Origin of the sequence: Prauserella salsuginis (assembly GCF_024648885.1) — a bacterium.
GTDB lineage: Bacteria > Actinomycetota > Actinomycetes > Mycobacteriales > Pseudonocardiaceae > Prauserella > Prauserella salsuginis.
In genome coordinates this window covers 466476-482882 of sequence record NZ_JANBBF010000010.1, presented here as the reverse complement: position 1 = coordinate 482882, position 16407 = coordinate 466476, and the positions used below count along the sequence as shown (strand labels likewise).

Annotated in this window: 17 protein-coding genes and 1 pseudogene; 6 read left to right on the top strand and 12 right to left on the bottom strand. The window is 70.1% G+C overall.

Features of this window, described 5'->3' with window-relative positions; translation table 11 throughout:
* The first annotated feature begins 108 nt into the window (after nucleotides 1–108).
* Complete coding sequence (locus LY40_RS13505; RefSeq protein ID WP_183782264.1) at nucleotides 109–654, top strand: DUF6319 family protein; 546 nt, start codon at nucleotides 109–111, stop codon at nucleotides 652–654.
* Between the two features lie 71 nt (nucleotides 655–725).
* Here the strand turns inward: LY40_RS13505 and LY40_RS13500 are convergent, their stop codons facing one another.
* Nucleotides 726–1214, bottom strand: coding sequence for an OsmC family protein (locus tag LY40_RS13500; RefSeq protein ID WP_183782261.1), 489 nt, complete (start codon nucleotides 1212–1214; stop codon nucleotides 726–728).
* Nucleotides 1215–1296: 82 nt separating this feature from the next.
* The gene (locus tag LY40_RS13495) at nucleotides 1297–2781 is read right to left on the bottom strand and encodes a peptide MFS transporter (protein WP_183782258.1); all 1485 of its coding nucleotides are present in this window, start codon (nucleotides 2779–2781) and stop codon (nucleotides 1297–1299) included.
* A 229-nt stretch (nucleotides 2782–3010) separates the two neighbouring features.
* Here LY40_RS13495 and LY40_RS13490 point away from each other — a divergent pair, with 229 nt between their 5' ends.
* Complete coding sequence (locus LY40_RS13490) at nucleotides 3011–3553, top strand: phage holin family protein (protein ID WP_183782255.1); 543 nt, start codon at nucleotides 3011–3013, stop codon at nucleotides 3551–3553.
* Between the two features lie 24 nt (nucleotides 3554–3577).
* Nucleotides 3578–4513 carry an alpha/beta fold hydrolase gene (locus LY40_RS13485; RefSeq protein WP_258937048.1) on the top strand — a complete coding sequence of 312 codons (936 nt, stop codon included), beginning with the start codon at nucleotides 3578–3580 and terminating at the stop codon, nucleotides 4511–4513.
* A 70-nt stretch (nucleotides 4514–4583) separates the two neighbouring features.
* Here LY40_RS13485 and LY40_RS13480 read toward each other — a convergent pair whose 3' ends face one another.
* Genes LY40_RS13480 through nth form a run of 4 tightly spaced genes read right to left on the bottom strand, consistent with a single transcriptional unit; the run spans nucleotide 4584 to nucleotide 7784 of the window.
* A complete protein-coding gene (locus LY40_RS13480; protein WP_183782249.1) occupies nucleotides 4584–5768 on the bottom strand; it encodes a MarP family serine protease in 1185 nt (394 codons plus the stop codon).
* Between the two features lie 2 nt (nucleotides 5769–5770).
* Nucleotides 5771–6466: an NUDIX hydrolase gene (locus LY40_RS13475; protein ID WP_258937047.1), complete on the bottom strand. Its 696-nt coding sequence runs from the start codon at nucleotides 6464–6466 to the stop codon at nucleotides 5771–5773.
* Between the two features lie 8 nt (nucleotides 6467–6474).
* The gene (locus tag LY40_RS13470) at nucleotides 6475–7083 is read right to left on the bottom strand and encodes a TlpA family protein disulfide reductase (RefSeq protein WP_183782243.1); all 609 of its coding nucleotides are present in this window, start codon (nucleotides 7081–7083) and stop codon (nucleotides 6475–6477) included.
* Nucleotides 7080–7784 carry an endonuclease III gene (gene nth / locus LY40_RS13465; protein ID WP_221213182.1) on the bottom strand — a complete coding sequence of 235 codons (705 nt, stop codon included), beginning with the start codon at nucleotides 7782–7784 and terminating at the stop codon, nucleotides 7080–7082. The genes LY40_RS13470 and nth overlap by 4 nt, the downstream gene beginning before the upstream one ends.
* Before the next feature lie 186 nt (nucleotides 7785–7970).
* On the opposite strand from nth, the pseudogene LY40_RS13460 reads away from it, so the two are divergent.
* The 3 genes and pseudogenes from LY40_RS13460 to LY40_RS13450 all read left to right on the top strand — a co-directional run.
* Nucleotides 7971–8189 (top strand): annotated as a pseudogene (locus LY40_RS13460) (hypothetical protein); the annotation flags it as partial.
* A gap of 568 nt (nucleotides 8190–8757) precedes the next feature.
* A complete protein-coding gene (locus LY40_RS13455) occupies nucleotides 8758–9432 on the top strand; it encodes a Crp/Fnr family transcriptional regulator (RefSeq protein ID WP_183648802.1) in 675 nt (224 codons plus the stop codon).
* Between the two features lie 1034 nt (nucleotides 9433–10466).
* The gene (locus tag LY40_RS13450; protein ID WP_258937045.1) at nucleotides 10467–11735 is read left to right on the top strand and encodes an MFS transporter; all 1269 of its coding nucleotides are present in this window, start codon (nucleotides 10467–10469) and stop codon (nucleotides 11733–11735) included.
* 45 nt (nucleotides 11736–11780) lie between these two features.
* On the opposite strand, the gene LY40_RS13445 is transcribed toward LY40_RS13450, so the two are convergent.
* The 6 genes from LY40_RS13445 to sp36 all read right to left on the bottom strand — a co-directional run bounded on the left by LY40_RS13445 (nucleotide 11781) and on the right by sp36 (nucleotide 16383).
* Complete coding sequence (locus tag LY40_RS13445) at nucleotides 11781–12566, bottom strand: MBL fold metallo-hydrolase (protein WP_258937044.1); 786 nt, start codon at nucleotides 12564–12566, stop codon at nucleotides 11781–11783.
* 29 nt (nucleotides 12567–12595) lie between these two features.
* A complete protein-coding gene (locus LY40_RS13440) occupies nucleotides 12596–13381 on the bottom strand; it encodes an NUDIX hydrolase (RefSeq protein WP_183785311.1) in 786 nt (261 codons plus the stop codon).
* 319 nt (nucleotides 13382–13700) lie between these two features.
* A complete protein-coding gene (locus tag LY40_RS13435; protein WP_258937043.1) occupies nucleotides 13701–15086 on the bottom strand; it encodes a hypothetical protein in 1386 nt (461 codons plus the stop codon).
* Nucleotides 15087–15122: 36 nt separating this feature from the next.
* The gene (locus LY40_RS13430) at nucleotides 15123–15752 is read right to left on the bottom strand and encodes a hypothetical protein (protein WP_183782228.1); all 630 of its coding nucleotides are present in this window, start codon (nucleotides 15750–15752) and stop codon (nucleotides 15123–15125) included.
* Nucleotides 15752–16216 carry a RidA family protein gene (locus tag LY40_RS13425; RefSeq protein WP_183782225.1) on the bottom strand — a complete coding sequence of 155 codons (465 nt, stop codon included), beginning with the start codon at nucleotides 16214–16216 and terminating at the stop codon, nucleotides 15752–15754. The genes LY40_RS13430 and LY40_RS13425 overlap by 1 nt, the downstream gene beginning before the upstream one ends.
* 5 nt (nucleotides 16217–16221) lie before the next feature.
* Nucleotides 16222–16383 (bottom strand): Sp36 family protein, encoded by a 162-nt coding sequence (gene sp36, locus LY40_RS13420; RefSeq protein WP_005466698.1) that lies wholly within the window; start codon nucleotides 16381–16383, stop codon nucleotides 16222–16224.
* Between the last annotated feature and the right edge of the window lie 24 nt (nucleotides 16384–16407).

Below are 16407 nucleotides of genomic sequence, written 5' to 3'. Positions count from 1 at the left end.
TGTTAACGCCATTTCTCCAAGCCCCTAGTACCCGGCTGGACAGAATGTCGAACGAGTGTTCTACACTGCGGGTGCCACTGCCGGACGTTTCGAGGGGACCTGCCCGCGATGAATGCCGAAGCCGCCACCGAAGCCACCACCGAAGCCGCCGCCGGCGCGACTATCAGCACGACCGACGAGGCCGTCAAAACGTCGTTGACCAGCGATAACCCTGGCTCCGAAGCGGCCGCGACGCCGGCTGACTCGGCCGAGGCGTCGGCCGAAGCGCCCAACGACACGACGTCGACCGGAGAGCAGCAGGCCGAGGCACAGCCCGGTGAGGGACAGTCCGCCGACGACGCCAAACCCAAGCGCGGCCGCTCCAAAGGGACCAGCGCACGCAAGACCCGCACCGTCGAGCTGACCCTCACCGTCACCGGAACGGCGGATGGTGAATGGCAGGCCGAGCTCAAGCACGGCAGCAAGTGGGTGACCCGTGGACTGGCCGTGACGGCCTCGGCCGTGTCGCGTGCGGCGAAGGAACTGCACGAGCAGTTGTCGACGCCGATCGACGAGGTCATCAACGCCGCGAAGGAGCAGCAGCAGGCCCGTGTGGCCGAGCTCGAGGCCCAGCTCGAAGAGGCGAAGAAGCAGCTGGCCGAACTGGAGCAGTGAACAGGACGGCCCGCCGGCGCGGTCGCGGCTCCTCGGTGTGACCGCGCCTCGGTGTGACCTCGGCGACCGAACTAGCCGAGGTCCGCATCGGCGGCGATGTCGATGCGGGCTTCGTGACGCACCGGGAAGTTCACCGACCGCGCGATGAAACACGCCTCGTGGGCTGGTTCGTGGAGCGCTCGAGCCCGGTCGGCCATCGCACCATCGGCGACCGTGACGACCGGACGCAGCAGCACCGACGTGAACTCGCCGACCCCGAGCGTCTCGGTCATCGTGCCGACCGGTTCGTCGGCGTAACCGGTGACGACCACACCGGCCTGCCCGCACTGCGCGAGATACGACAGCATGTGGCACTGGGCGAGGGCCGCGAGCAGCAACTCCTCGGGGTTCCAACGGTCGGCGTCGCCGCGGAAGAAGGGGTCGGCCGACCCGGCCAGTGGCGGTTTCCCCTCGGCGATCACGTCGTGTTCGCGACCGAAGTCGCGGTAGCCCGACGTGCCCGTACCGCGGTCGCCTCTCCACCGCACAGTCAGCGTGTACGTGTGTTCGCGCTGTCGCATGGGTCCTTCATACCGGTTTGCGGCGACATCGGGGAACGCGCCGACCCGCGTATCGGCAGCTCGACCGGCGCAGCGGTACGGGCTACCGCACCCCGGCCATCAGCTTGCGGATGTACGGCGAGAGCACCGCGATCAGCACGCCGATGCCGAGCGCCACACCGCCGACCGTCCCGAAGTACGACGCCTCACCGTCCGTCGAGTAGTACTCGGCCAGGGAGCCGGACAACGCCGTACCCAGCGACACCGACAGATAGTTGAGCGCCACCATCTGGGCGCGGAACGCCTGCGGTGCGAGTTTCGTCGACAGCGAGAGACCGACCGGCGACAGGAACATCTCCGCCACCGTGAACGTCGCCAGGATGCCGACGATCGCCAGCAGGGGGCTCGTGTTGCCCTCGCCGCCGGCCATCGGCAGGAACAGCAGGAATGCCACGCCCATCACGCCGGTGCCGAGTGCGAACTTCATCGGCGTCGACGGCTGCCGGTGGCCGAGCTTGGCCCACACTGTGGCGAAGATCGGTGCCAGGATCAGGATGAACACCGGGTTGATCAGGTTCACCCACGAGATCGGCATCTCCCAGCCGAACAGGTCCCGGTTGAGGCGTTCGTCCGAGTACACCTCGAGCACGGTGAATTGCTGCTGGAACAGCGCGAAGAACGCGGCGCTGGCCACGAACATCGGGATGAACGACATCACGCGGCTGCGCTCGACGCTGCTCACCCGGCTGCTGGTCAGCAGGATCACGAAGAGCGCGGCGGCCGCGAGGCCCGCGACCCACACCGCCACGTCGCCGAGGTTCTGCGCGGTGACCGCGCCGGTAAGCACGAGCAGTACGCAGGCGACGGCGACCGCCACGAACACCAGCGCGACCAGCGGGCGGCGCGAGGCGGGCAGCGGGTTCGGCACGATCCGGGAGGTCTCGCCGAGGTTGGAGCGGCCGATCGAGTACTGGATCAGACCCAGCGCCATGCCCGCGGCCGCGAGGCCGAAGCCGACGTGGAATCCGACCGTGTGCTGGAAGAATCCGGTGAGCGCGGTGCCGACGAACGCACCGAGGTTGACGCCCATGTAGAAGATCGTGAAACCGGCGTCGCGGCGCTCGTCGCCTTCGCTGTAGAGCGTGCCCAGCACCGCGGTGGCGTTGGCCTTCACGCCACCGCTGCCGAGCGCGACACACAGCAGACCGGCCCCGACACCCGCGTAACCGGGCAGCACCGCGAGCGCGAGGTGACCGATCATGATGATCACGGCGCTGTAGAACAGCGTCCGCTCGGCGGAGAAGAGGCGGTCGGCGATCCAGGCGGCGAGGATCGTCGACAGGTAGACGAGACCGCCGTACGCACCGACGATGCCGAGTGCTGTGCCCCTGTCCATCTCCAGGCCACCGTCGGCGGCGGAGAAGTAGAGGTACAGCGGCAAGATGCCGAGCATCCCGTAGAACGAGAATCGCTCCCACATCTCGACGCCGAACAGATTGGCGAGCCCCCGGGGATGCCCGAAGAAGGTCTTCTCGTTCCCGCTGCCTGCGGATCCCGCGCCGGCGGGTTCAGTGTCGACACCCGACATGTTGATTACTGTCCGATCTTGCGTACTTTGGCGGGTTTTGCCCGTCTTTCCGGCCAATACTCAACAATACTCCCCGGACGCTACCGATCGTGATGGGCGTCAACTGACATACTCACCCGTTCGGCGGAACCCGGCTCCGACCGCCGGACGACACATCCGGCGACGACTTCACACCACACCGACACCGCCCGTGCGCCCTTCGCGACCGTGACGCCATCAACATGGCACGATGAGGCGCGTGAGCAGCCCGAAGCATGAACTCAACGACGGCGACAACCGGGATGCCGGGGGCTGGGTGCCCTACCTCCCGTTGTCGGAGGATCCCGCGGCCGACTCCGCCGAAGGCGCGTCGATCGGTTCGCTGGTCAAGGACGCGACGCAGCACATGTCGACGCTGTTCCGCGCCGAGCTGGAGCTGGCCAAGGCCGAGACTGTCGGCGAGGTCAAGAAGGCCACCAAGGGCAGCATCTTCTTCATCATCGCCGCGGTGGTCGCGCTCTACAGCTCCTTCTTCTTCTTTTTCTTCCTCGGCGAACTGCTGTCGGAGTGGCTCCAGCGCTGGGCCGCATTCGGCATCGTGTTCCTGCTGATGCTGGTGTTCGCCGGGATCTGCGGCCTCCTGGGGTACCGGAAGTTCAAGAAGGTCCGCGCACCACAGCGGTCGATCGACAGCATCAAGGAATCGGCGGCGGCACTGAAGCCGCAGCACAAGTCGGCCGACGTCGCCGAAGGGATGCCCGGGGCCCCGGGCGAACCGCTTCCGCGGTCCTGACCCTTACCGTCCCGAATCCCGGAAGTGCTCCCGCCCGACCCGTCGACCGTCCGGTACCCCGGCCCGTGGACGCATCGCGACGTGTCCGCCAACGGCATCCTGCTGCACGTGGCGGAGGCGGGCGCAGGCGAACCCGTGTTGCTGCTGCACGGGTTCGCAGGCATGTGGTGGACGTGGCATCACCAGCTACGTGACCTCGCCGAGGCCGGATTCCGCGTGGTCGCCGTCGACCTGCGCGGATACGGCGACTCGGACAAGCCGCCACGGGGCTACGACGCGTGGACGGCCGCCGGGGACGTCGCGGGGCTGATCCGCGCGCTCGGGCTGCGCTCGGCACACGTCGTCGGCCACTCCTGGGGCGGGCTGCTCGCCTGGTCGGCCGCGGCGATGCGACCGCGCGTCGTGCGGTCGGTCGGAGTACTGGGCGGTGCGCATCCGCTGGCGCTGCGGCAGGCGGCAGGCCGGCTGCCCTTCGGACGCCGAGGCGCACAGGCCCGCGCGTCGAGCCACGTGCTGCGGTTCCAGGTTCCGATGGCGCCGGAGAAACGTCTCGTCACCGACAACGCCGCCTACACCGGTGAGCTGCTCGCGTCGTGGTCGGGCGAGGCGTGGCGCGGCACCGACGACTTCACCGAGACCGCGGCGACCCTGCGGCACGCCATGCGTATCCCCGGTGTCGCCCACAGCGCACTCGAGTACTACCGCTGGGCACTGCGCTCACAGTTCCGCGGCGACGGCAGACGGTTCCGGCGCGACGTCGACGCCCGCGTGACGATGCCCGTCCTGCAACTGCACGGCGAGGACGATCCGTGCGTGCTGCTGTCCACCGCACGCGATTCGGCACCGTGGCGCGGCCCGCACTCCGAGTTCGTCACCCTGCCGGGTGTCGGCCACTTCCCGCACCTCGAAGCGCCCGCCGAGACGTCGGCGATCCTCGCCTCGTTCCTCCGCGGCCGCTGACCGCACGGGCTGACCGCGCCGGTAGACCGCACCGGCAGAGCACTCCGTCAGGCGGCACCGGCCCGATCCGTCACGAGGTGCACGAGCCCGTGCCGACCTCCCCGCCGTAGGCGGGCGCCTGCTCGTACTCGTCCCGCACCTCGTCGGCCGTGAGCACGAAGCCGGTGTCGGGGTCCTCGACCGACGCGCCGAACACGACGCCGATGACGTCGCCGTCCGGGTCGACCATCGGGCCGCCGGAGTTGCCGCTGCGCACCTGCCCGCGGACGGTGAAGACGTCACGCTGGACGGTGTTGGCGTCGTAGATGTCGGGACCACGCAGGTTGATCCGTTCCCGCACCCGCAACGGTGACGCGGTGTACGGGCCGTCGAGCGGGTAGCCGAGCGCGATCGCGTCATCACCTTCGACGGCGTCCTCGTCTCGCAGGTCGAGCGGACGCGTGGTGAGACCGGGCACGGCCAGCACCGCGAGGTCGGTACTCGGGTCGAAGTGCACCACCGTGGCAGGCTCGCGGCCCTGGGGAGTCTCGACGGCGACCTGGTCGGTTCCGGCGACGACGTGGGCGTTCGTCATCACGCGCTGCGGGGCTACGACGAAGCCGCTGCCCTCCAGCGAGCGGGAGCACGAGGAGGCGACGCCGCGGATCTTCAGCACACTCGGCTGCGCCTGGCGCACGACGGCGTCGGCGGGCAACGACTCGTCGGGAGGGGAGATCTCCCGCACCGGCGCCTGCTGGAACGGATCCACAATGGACGGGAATCCGGAGGCGTCGAGCAGTTCACGCAGCTCGCCGGGCAGGCCCTGCGCCGCGTCCGGCATGACGTCGTTGACGCCACCGAGCACCGACGACTGATTGATCGCCCGTGCCAGCCCGGGCAGCGCGGCGACGCTCGTCAGCGGAAGCGCGATGAGCCACGCAACGACGAACACCACGATTCCCTGCACGATCGCGCCGAGCGTACTGTCCACACTGGACAGTTTCGGCGAGCGGATCCGGTTCTTCAGCTGACTGCCGGCCAGCACCCCGACGGTCTCACCGAGCGCGACGAGGAACACGACCGTGCCGACGGCGATCGCCACCCGCGCGGCGGGTTCCTCGAACGAGTCCACCAGCCACGGCGCGACCTCGATACCCAGCAGCGCACCGGCGACGACGCCGATGAACGCGGGCAATGCGACGAGCATGCCCTGGCGTGCGCCCGACACCGCCGCGAGCAGTGCCAGTGCGATCACCAGCAGGTCGACCCAGTTCACCGTCACTCCCGGCCCGTTTCACGCTCCATGTGCCGCGCCCACGCTACGTCAAGGTCTCGCACATCCGTGTGATCCCATGGCCGTTCCCAGCCACCCAGTCGCAGCAGCGCCGTCAGCACACCCGCCGTGAAGCCCCAAACGAACAACTCGCCGATGGTGAAGGCAGGGCCCTTCCAGCCGCCGCCGGGTTTGCGGACCATGAAACGGTTCGCCGGATCGGCCAGTTCGGACAGCGGCACGCGGGCCACGGCTGCCGTCTCGCCGGGGTCGACCGCGTGCACCGGCGACGGCTCCTCCCAGTGCGCGAGGACCGGCGTCACCGCGAACCGAGACACCGGGATGTACAGCCGCGGCAGCACCGCCACCGGGCGGATTCCGGACACCTCGACGCCCGTCTCCTCCTCCGCCTCACGCAGTGCCGTGCCGATCGGCCCTTCGTCACCGTCCTCGGCTCCGCCTCCGGGAAATGCCACCTGCCCGGCGTGCGAATCGAGCGTGTCGGCGCGGCGCAGCAGCAGCACGTCCGGGCCGTGCACCGACTGTTCGCCGAACAGCACCAGCACCGAGGCCGCACGCGGGTCCTGCCCGTCGGGCACGGTCAGGCGCGTGAACGCCTCGGCGTCCGTTCCGGCACTGGCCCGCACCAGTTCGGCCAGCCAGTCCGGCACGTCGGCCGGGTCGACGAGCGGACCGGTCATCTCACACGTCACCGTTCGCCTCCCGCTCGCACGGCCTCACGGATCTGCGCCGCGGACGTGAACAGCCGCGGCTGTCGAATGAGCTCGACGTCCCCGTCGCGGGTCACCAGGTACGACGCGGGCAGCGCGCGCGGCACCGACAGCGCCTCCCTGACCGGCCCCGACGGCCCGTCGCCGTCGTGCAGGCCGGGCAGGTCCACGTCGAGCTCGGCCAGCAGTTCGAGCCCCTCGCGCTGGCCACTCTCGACCTGCACGGTGACCACCCGGGCGGCGCCGGGTTCGGCGGCGTAGGCGTCGAGCAACGGCAGCTCCTCCCGGCACGGCTGGCACCACGTGGCCCAGACGTTGATCAGCGTCGGCCGGTCTCCGGCTGCGACGACCTCGCCCACGTCGACCTGCGAACCGTCGGCCAGGCACACCGCATCGACACCGCGCAGCTCACCGGCGGGGGTGCCGGAGCCGGTCTCGCACCCCTCGAGCTGCGCGGCGGCTCGTGCGGAGCCGAGGTCCTCGCCCCCGTCCGCACCGTCCTGCGAGTTCACCATGGGCACGACCGCCACCAGCGCGGCGATCACCAGCACACCCGCCACCAACGCCCAGCGCGCCGCGGGGGTCACTGCTCCGACACCATGGCCAGCAGGTGGTCACGTTCGTCCCCCTTGACCAGCGCCGCGGCCTCGTCGAAATCGGTGGGGCCCTCGCCGAACGCAGGGCAGTCGCGCGCGACCGGGCACGCGCCGCACGCGGGTTTGCGTGCGTGGCAGATCCGCCTGCCGTGCCAGATCACCCGCTGCGAGAGCATCGTCCAGTCCTTCCGCGGGAACAGGTCGCCGACGGCGAACTCGACCTTGACCGGATCCTGTTCGGCCGTCCAGCCCCAGCGGCGGACGAGCCTGCCGAAGTGCGTGTCGACGGTGATGCCGGGCAGGCCGAACGCCTCGCCCAGGATCACGTTGGCCGTCTTCCGGCCGACCCCGGGCAGCTTCACCAGCTCGTCGAGCGTCCGCGGCACCTCGCCGTCGTGGCGTTCGACGAGCGTGGCGCCGAGCTTCAGCAGCGAGCTCGCCTTGTTGCGGTAGAAGCCGGTGGGCCGGATGTACTCCTCGAGCTCGGCCCGGTCGGCACCTGCGTAGTCGGCGGCCGTGCGGTAGCGCGCGAACAGGGCAGGCGTGGTCTGGTTGACGCGCACGTCGGTGCACTGCGCCGACAGGATGACGGCCACGAGCAGCTCGAGCGGCGTCGAGAAGTCCAGCTCGCACTCGGCGTTTGGATACGCCTCGTCCAGGCAACGCTTTATTCGTCGCGCCCGCCGCACCAGGGCGAGCCGACTCTCCTCGGTGAGCGGCCGCGACCGGACAACACTCTTTCGGGGACTCCCCTCCCGGGGGTGCTCAGGAACCGCTGACGACACATCGTTAGCCTACGTGCGACCTCCGACAGGACGGGCACACGCTTCACTACCCTTGGACGCGGCGGTGCCCCCGATCGCCGGATATGGAGAGACATGACCGTCTGGTTCGTCATCGCGGTGCCACTGGCGGTCATGCTGTTCGCACTCGGCATGGAACGCGTCGAGACTCGACTGCGGCACGTGTCCGTGCGCGGCGAGGACGTCGAGGAGTTCCTCGAGCAGGCCAAGCCCGAAGAGGTCAGGGCGCTGTACGGGCACGGCATCGGCAGGGCCCTGGAACTGTTCCGTCGCAGGCGGTTCAGCGGCCGATCCGGCGGCCGGTTCGGCAAGCCTCGCCGCGGCGACCCCGACCGGGAGCCTGCGCAGGCTCGGACATCGGCGTCGGCCACGGCCGCTCCGCAGTCCGCGGCCCGGTCCGCGGAATCGCCGGCCCCGGGCGAGCGCAGCGAACGCGGCACTGACTGAGACCGCTCCCGACCGAAGTCGGTGACACGTCGGCCGGACGCAACAGAGCCGGTGACTGTCTGACGCGAAACCATCACCCACACGCCTCAGAGGTGCGCGAGTGCCACGGCCTGCCGGTAGTCACCGGGACACCCGGAGTGAGCACACGTCACCCGACCGGAGGCGGTCGCCCGGCACCGTTACGCCAGGGTTAAACTTTCGGGTCGGAGATCGTCCGCGTACGGTCTCGACGAGCTGTGTCAGGCAGCGCCCAGCGCCGGGTGATTGCCGTGTACGTCACCCAGGACGGGGTGTCGCTACGGCGGATCGGCGAGCCGGGAAGCGATCTCGAGGGCACGCCCTACACTGCACGTAGTGACCGGCGCCACGCTCCCGTCCCCCGGGTGCGATGGTCGCTTCTCAAAGGAGGCACGAGGTGGACGAGACCCTGGCCAGGGCGGGCATTTTCCAGGGCGTGGAGCCGGCTGCGGCCGAAGCGCTCGCGCAGACCCTGGAGACCGTGGACTTTCCGCGCGGCCACGTGATCTTCAACGAGGGCGAGCCCGGCGACAAGCTCTACATCATCAAGTCGGGCAAGGTGAAGATCGGCCGCAAGTCGGCCGACGGCCGGGAGAACCTCTTCCAGATCATGGGCCCGTCGGACATGTTCGGCGAGCTGTCGATCTTCGATCCGGGACCGCGTACCTCCACGGCGACGACCGTGACCGAGGTCAGCACCGTGACGATGGACCGAGCCGCACTGCGGCAGTGGATCTCCACGCGTCCCGAGATCGCCGAGCAGCTGCTCCGCGTGGTCGCCCGCCGACTGCGGCGTACGAACAACATGGTCGCCGAACTGATCTTCACGGACGTTCCCGGCCGTGTCGCCCGCGCGCTGCTGCAGCTGGCGCAGCGGTTCGGCAGCCAGGAAGCGGGCCTGCTGCGGGTCACGCACGACCTGACCCAGGAAGAGATCGCCCAGTTCGTCGGCGCCTCGCGCGAGACGGTGAACAAGGCACTCGCCGACTTCGCACACCGCGGCTGGCTTCGACTCGAAGGCAAGAGCGTGCTGATCCTCGACCCGGAACGGCTCGCGCGACGCGCCCGCTGACCAGGGGATTCGACACCTCCCACCGGGCGAGGGTCCATCATTCCCCTATGAGGCGGCCGGCGGCTCCGGCAGCAAATGCCGAGCCAGGCGACATCCGGGATCCGGCGTCACGGCGTAACCCGAGGCGGCGTGATGCGAAGCGGCGGCGCGATCCGAGGCCGCGGCGCGATCCGGCGTCGCGGCACGGCCCGACGTCGCAGGCAGCCCGGCATTCCGGGCGGCCGCGATTCGACATCCGCACCGTGGAAGGCGCGGCACGCGGACATCGAAACGGCCGGGCACAGGATCCGCGGACCGCGTGCGGCGCGCTCCGAGCCCGTGGACGCAGTTCGGCACATCGCGCCACGGCGCTACTGCACCAACCGCAGCAAGAACGACTGCACCAAAAGCGACCGCACCAAGACATGACAAAGGGCCGGGCGCCACCCCCGACGTGGCGCACCGGCCCTTTGCCTGTGCGTGGACCATCCCCCGACAGCCCACGCTCCCCGCCCTCCGGTTGAAAGGCCCCGACCCGAATCCCGGAGGGAGATTGTGTTCGCCTCCAGCAGCGTTGGTGCTCGTGCCACCGAGGTCTCGTCACCGAGGCCGGCGACGACCGAACCTCTCGATTACCGAGTACCCGCTGCGAAGCGAGGAAACCGACTATGTAGTTGATCGACATATCCGCGGTCGAAGCAGAGCCCCTACCGGAGCAATGTCCCGATCGAGGTGAGCCTCGATCAAGCACTGCGCCTAGTTCCGGGTCACGGAACCCGTCTTCAGCTTGTTCACGGGTGGGACTCGTAGTGCCGAGCCTCATGACGCGAGCCCCGCTGACTTCTTCAGAATCGCACGGCACCCACCCTGCTCTTCAAGTGTCTTCACCCTCAAGGACGCTCAAGCGGGTCAGAAGATGCCCGAAAACGCTGTTCTGTTATCCAACTGAGACACGGATACCCGAAAGAGGGGTGGGTATGCACCTCAATACTGACCGTCGCCGGTAGACGAAGTCCAGAAAAATAGACTGGTACGCACGTGCCATAATAGTGCGCATGTCCCAGCCCGACCGGTCCGATCCGCCTGCGTCCCACGGCCGCACCTCGCTCGCCGACTACCGCGCGGTGCTGCGCACCCCGCGTTCCCGCAGGCCACTCGTGGCGTCGGTGCTGGCCCGGCTGCCCATCGCGATGATCGGGATCTCGGCACTGCTGTACGTCCAGCACGAGACCGGCTCGTTCGCCGCGGCAGGCCTGGTGTCCGCCGCGGCGCTCGTCGGCGTGGCCTGCGGGTCGGTCGTCCAGGGCCGCATCATCGACCGGTTCGGGCCGACACGCCCACTTCTGGTGGTCACCGCACTGTTCGTCACCGCATTGACGTCACTCATCGTCGTGATCGAAGCCGGTGCGCCCGTGCCGGTACTCGTCGGCTGTTCCGCCGCGATCGGACTGTCCGAACCCGCCACCGGCTCGGCGTCCCGTGCGCTGTGGGGCCGACTGCTCCCCGCAGGTCCGACCCGCGATGCCGCGTTCTCCTACGAGGCGATCAGCATGGAGGTGTTCTTCATCCTCGGGCCGGGGCTGGCGGGCGTGCTGATCGCACTGCCCTGGCCCGGCACCGGCCTGGTGCTCGGCGGGGCGTGCATGGCCACGGGCGCCACCCTGTTCGCGCTGAGTCCCGCGGTACGCGAATGGGGCCCGAATCCGCAGGCAGGGACGTCACTGCTGGGCGCACTGGCGAGCCCGGGCATGCGCACGCTCGCGCTCGCGGCGCTGGGCTTCGGCATCGTGATCGGATTCGTGGAGGTCGCGGTGCCCGCGGCAGCCGAGGCGGCGGGCAACGTCTCCATCGGCGGAGTGCTGTTGTCGCTGTGGTCGGTGAGCTCGGTGGCCTTCGGCGTGGCCTACAGCCTCCGGCCGTGGCCCCGGACGCTGCCCACACGACTTCCGATACTGCTCGGACTGTTCGGCGCGCTGGTCGCGGTCATGGCGTGGCCGTCGACGTTGTGGGGACTCGGCCTGGCGATGTTCGCGGCGGGCGCGATGATCACCCCGCAGTCCACGACGCACTCGACCACGATCGAGCTGACAGCACCACGTGACACCGCCGCGGAGGCGTTCTCGTGGGTCCTGACGTCCGTCACGCTCGGTATCGCGTGTGGCCAGTCCGTCAGCGGCTACGTGGTGGAGCACGCGAGCCCGTCGGCTGCGTTCCTGACCGCCGGCGCCGTGGCGATGGCGATCGCCGCCGTCGTGGCACTCCTGCGCAGGACGATCCGCCCGCACGCGACCGCGGCCGAACCGGCCCCCGCACTCGCGACCTGAGCTGTCGGCGTAGTGACGGCCTGGGCATCAACTTGGGCGTCGGTGTCAGCCCTGCAGGTACTCGAGTTGGGCGGTGACGGAGGCTTCCGCGGCGGGCCAGAGGCCACGGTCGACGTCGGCGTAGACGTGTTCGACGATCTGCAGCGGCGTCGCATCGGTGCCGAGTACGTCGAGCGCACCCCGGATCTCGTCGAGGCGCTGCTGCCGATGCCTGCGGTATTGGTCGACCGTGGCGAGCAGGTCCTCCCGCTCCGGGCCGTGTCCGGTGAGACCGATCGAACCGGCGGGCAGCTCGGCCAGCCGGTCCAGTGAACGCAGGTAATCGCCGATGTGCTCGACGACGGTGGTGCCGCGGCCGAGCACGGTGTCGCCCGTGAGCACGTGCACCACGCCGCCGTGGTCGAACCGCAGCGACACGGAGTCCGCGCAGTGCCCCGGCGTGTGCAGCACCGTCAGTTCCAGCCCCGCTGTGCGGACGACGTCACCGTCACCCAGCGGATCCCCCTCCAGGCACAGTCCGGGGTCGAACGCCCGCACCGGCGCACCGGTCCGTTCGGCCAGCCACGGCGCGCCGTCGGCGTGGTCGGGATGGTGGTGGGTGAGCACGATCAACTCGACCGGTCCCGCCGCGGCGACGACTCGCTCCAGGTGCGCCGTGTCGAGGTACCCGGGATCGACGACGACCGACGCCGGCGCGTCCGGCCCGCGCAGGATCCACGTGTTGGTGCCCTCGAGCGTCATGTTCGACGGGTTCTCCTCGAGCACCACGGTCGCCGCCGAGGTCACCACCCGTGGCGTCTCGTACGCCGGATGCGCGTTCGCGCCGGTCATCACACCTCCAGTCACGGTCCTGGTCCCGGTCACAGCTCGACGAGCACGGATTCGCCGTCGAGCCGCAGCGTGGGCATCAGCTTCGGCACCGGGGTGCGGTCGGTCGCCAGCACCTCGGCCACGTCCCGGCACGCCGCCAGGTCCGCCAGCATCGCCCACGTGGGCGGCATCAGCATGCTTCGACCGGCCTCGCCGTCGGCCATCGCGTCGGCGGGCGTGCGCCAACCCGACTCGGCCGCCTCGGTGGTATCGCCGTCGGCTCGCTGGCCCGCGGGCAACGCTGCGACGAAGAACTTCGTGTCGTAACGGCGCTTCTCGCGTTCCGGGGTGACCCAGTTCGCCCACGGCCGCAGCAGGTCGCCACGCAGGGTCAGCCCGGCGTCGGCGAGGAACGCGGCCAGCGACAGCTCCCTGGCGACGAGCGCGGCGCGGGCATCGGCGTAACCGGAGGTGTCGCCGACGATGGTGCCGGGGCCTTGCCCGGCCAGTAGCACCCCGGACTCCTCGAACATCTCGCGCACCGCGGCGCACACGAGCGCCCTGGCGAGGCGTTCGTCACAGCCGAACCACTCCGCCCACTGCGCGGCGGGGGGACCGGCCCACGCGATGGACGCGTCGGCGTCACGCTCGTCGACCCCGCCGCCGGGGAACACGGTCATCCCCGCGGCGAACTTCATCGCCGCGACCCGTCGTTGCAGGAACACCTCGACGCCGGAGGGTGTGTCGCGCAGCAGCATCACGGTCGCCGCCTCGCGGGCGGGTACGGGCCGTTCCTGCGAATGCGCGGCGTCGGCCGATCCAGCGCCGCCGAACATCGCTTCCGGCACGGCGCTCCTCGGCAGGTGGAAGTTCGCAGACACGTCCGCAACATACCGCCACGGCGGCGCCGGCGGTTCCGTCCGATGCGTGTTTCCGACGTGACGTGCGGTGCACTCGGCACCGCTAAGCGGACCGGCACGGCCCGCGAACGACCGCCTCGGCTCGAACGGCCCCGGTACGAACGCCCTGGTTCGAACGAGGGCCTCGGCAGGCACGAGAACGCCCGCGAGAACCGTCGCCGCTACGAACAGCCGCCCCTGACGAACGCCCCGGTGCGAATGCCCGTGCCCAGGGCCCACGAGGCGTCGCGGCACCTCAGCGGGCGTCGGCCCCGCCCGCAGAGGTGCCGTTCGTCCGCTGGCGCTGCGCCTCGGCCCGTTCCCGCTCGGCGAGTTCGGCGTGCAGTTCCCGCAGTAGTTCACGGTCGCGGTCGGTCAGCTGCGGGTCGTCGAGATTGAGGTCGGGGATCCGGGCGAGCTGGTCGGAATCCAGGTCGGCCGAGGCGAGCGCCTGCCCCTTGTCCCTGTCCTCGGCGATCGCGGCACGCAGCTGGGCGACCTCTTCGCGGGACATCTCGGTGGTCTGCGCCGACCGGTTTTCCTGTTCGACGTCGTGCTGCGGCTGGGGGAACTCGACGACCTGGCCGCCCTCACCGCCGCGGGGCAGTTCCCCGCCGGCGTTTTCGGGCGGTTCGGCCTGCGTGCGCGCGGGATGGCGGGAACGGCGGCCACGGCCCGGTTCGCCGGACGACCTCGCCGACCGCGGCGGTTCAGCGGTCCAGCCGCGGGAGGAAGGAGCGGGTTCGGGTGCCGGTGCAGCCGGCTGCTCCCGAACCGGCGAGTCGTCCCGCACCGCACCGTCGGACGTGGGCGCCTCCGGCACCGCCGCCACGGCGGGCGGATGCTCGGGTGCCGCGGGCACGGACCGCTGCGGTTCCTGGAGCTGCGGTTCCTGGTGCTGCGGTTCCGGCGGCGGTGGAACACTCGCCGGGCCCGTGGGTGCGGGTGCCGGCTCAGCGTGAGCCGGCTCCGCTCTTACAGACTCGGCCCTCGCGGAATCGTGCCGGGCGGAATCCGGGCCTGCGAGCCACACCGGAACGCCGGCGGACAGTGCCGCCTCGTGGTAGGCGGTGCGTTCCGAGCCGGGCCCGGTGACCTCGACGACCGCGCGGATGCCGGCCTTGCGCAGCGCATCACCGACGCGGAAGGCGACGGCGGGCGGGTGCGCGTCGGGGCCGATGTCGACGAGCACCACTCGCTGCGGCAACGGTCCGGGGACGCTACCCGCGGCGGTGTTACGCCACACGGCGTGCACCGAACGCAGGTCGGGCAGCACGCGCAGTACCCGGTCGAGCGCGTCGCCGACGCCTGTGTCCGGGTCGTCCTCACGACTGAAACGGTGTTCGGTCGCGGCGATGTCCTCGACGACGGTGAGCGGATCGGCGAGCGTCGGGTCGGAGCGGGTGAGCTCCAGCAGCGACGCCAGCTCCCGCTGTTCGGCCGGGCGGACGGGAAGGCGGCCTGCGACGAGTGACCCGACGGTCAGTTCGGTGGCGTCGTCGAGATTCGACCTGGCGACGAGTTCGCGCGCCTCGGAAAGAGCACTGTCGTCGAGCCTGCCCGCGAGCGCGAGCAGCACGTTGTACAGGCGCAGCGGGACGCCGAAGCCGTCCTGGTCACCACCGGACCGCAGGTCCACCATGTCGCCGCTCTCCCTCCCGCCCGCCGGCCGCGGACGCTATGCGGATACGAGTTGCCGCCCGGCGTCGGCCGCCCCGGCGCACACGAACCGTGAGTTCGCGAGCGCCTCCCGGTGGTAGGCAGGCGGGTCGAACCGTGTGGGCAGCACCTCCACGCACGGGGCCTCGTCACCCAGCACGCGCAGCAGGCGCTGCAGTTCGCCCGTCAGCCGGGGAAGTCCGGCGGTAGCCGTGACGAGCAGGACACGCTTCGCCCCCTCCGGGCCGGCCCCACGTTCCTGTCGCCAAGCTTCCCGAACTTCACCCACATCGGGTCGCCGTCGCAACGTTGCGTCGATCACGGCGGCCACCGAATCGACAGAGTTCACCCAGTTAGGCGTACTCGCGGTGAATGTGTACCCGCTCTCTAACGGTGCGTCTACCCCAAGGGTGGAACTGACCTGATGCCGGTCAGCGCCGTGCGGGACGAGACCTGCCACCAGCAGGCCGTACTCCTCCTGGTCGAGGTCCACCCTGTGCTTGAGCAAAGTCTTCGGCAGCACGCGGGCGAGGGTGCTCATCGCACCCTCGCCCAGCCAGTCGCGAAACCGCCAGACCAGGTTGTCGGGCAGCCTGCCGGAGAGGCGCAGCAGCAACTCGTGGCACGCCTGCTCGACATCCGGGTCCATCACGACACCTCCACGATCAGCTCGACCTCGACAGGCGCGTCCAGGGGCAGCTCCGCGACACCCACGGCGGACCTGGCGTGGGCACCCGCGTCCCCGAAGACCTCACCGAGCAGCTCGGACGCACCGTTGATCACCGCGGGCTGGGCGTTGAACCCGTCGGCCGAGGCGACGAAGCCCGTCACCTTGACCACGCGGGTGATCGCGTCGATGCCCACGAGGTCGTGCACCGCGGCCAGGGCGTTCAACGTCGCCGTCCTGGCGTACTGCTTGGCCTCCTCGGGGCCGACGTCGCCGCCCACCTTGCCGGTGGCGGGCAGTGCACCCTCGACGAACGGCAGCTGGCCGGAGGTGTAGACGTGCGATCCCGTGCGGATCGCGGGGATGTACGACGCGACCGGAGCCGCGACGCCGGGCAGTTCGATACCGAGCTCGGCGAGCCGCGCCGACGCGGTGCTGGCGCTCATCGGCCTCAGTCCTTCGGGCGCTTGAGGTACGCGACGTGCTGTTCGCCGCTCGGGTTCGGCAGGACGGTCACCAGCTCCCAGCCGTCCTCGCCCCACTGGTCGAGGATCTGCTTGGTGGCGTGGATCAACAGCGGAACGGTGGCGTATTCCCACTTCGTGGCACTCATGGCCGTCACCCTAGACAACCACTG

Coding starts and splice junctions, on each gene's coding strand:
- LY40_RS13505 (WP_183782264.1), top strand. CDS start 109: ATGAATGCCGAAGCCGCCACCGAAGCCACCACCGAAGCCGCCGCCGGC.
- LY40_RS13500 (WP_183782261.1), bottom strand. CDS start 1,214: ATGCGACAGCGCGAACACACGTACACGCTGACTGTGCGGTGGAGAGGC.
- LY40_RS13495 (WP_183782258.1), bottom strand. CDS start 2,781: ATGTCGGGTGTCGACACTGAACCCGCCGGCGCGGGATCCGCAGGCAGC.
- LY40_RS13490 (WP_183782255.1), top strand. CDS start 3,011: ATGAGGCGCGTGAGCAGCCCGAAGCATGAACTCAACGACGGCGACAAC.
- LY40_RS13475 (WP_258937047.1), bottom strand. CDS start 6,466: ATGACCGGTCCGCTCGTCGACCCGGCCGACGTGCCGGACTGGCTGGCC.
- LY40_RS13450 (WP_258937045.1), top strand. CDS start 10,467: ATGTCCCAGCCCGACCGGTCCGATCCGCCTGCGTCCCACGGCCGCACC.
- LY40_RS13445 (WP_258937044.1), bottom strand. CDS start 12,566: ATGACCGGCGCGAACGCGCATCCGGCGTACGAGACGCCACGGGTGGTG.
- LY40_RS13440 (WP_183785311.1), bottom strand. CDS start 13,381: ATGTTCGGCGGCGCTGGATCGGCCGACGCCGCGCATTCGCAGGAACGG.
- LY40_RS13435 (WP_258937043.1), bottom strand. CDS start 15,086: ATGGTGGACCTGCGGTCCGGTGGTGACCAGGACGGCTTCGGCGTCCCG.
- LY40_RS13430 (WP_183782228.1), bottom strand. CDS start 15,752: ATGGACCCGGATGTCGAGCAGGCGTGCCACGAGTTGCTGCTGCGCCTC.
- LY40_RS13425 (WP_183782225.1), bottom strand. CDS start 16,216: ATGAGCGCCAGCACCGCGTCGGCGCGGCTCGCCGAGCTCGGTATCGAA.
- sp36 (WP_005466698.1), bottom strand. CDS start 16,383: ATGAGTGCCACGAAGTGGGAATACGCCACCGTTCCGCTGTTGATCCAC.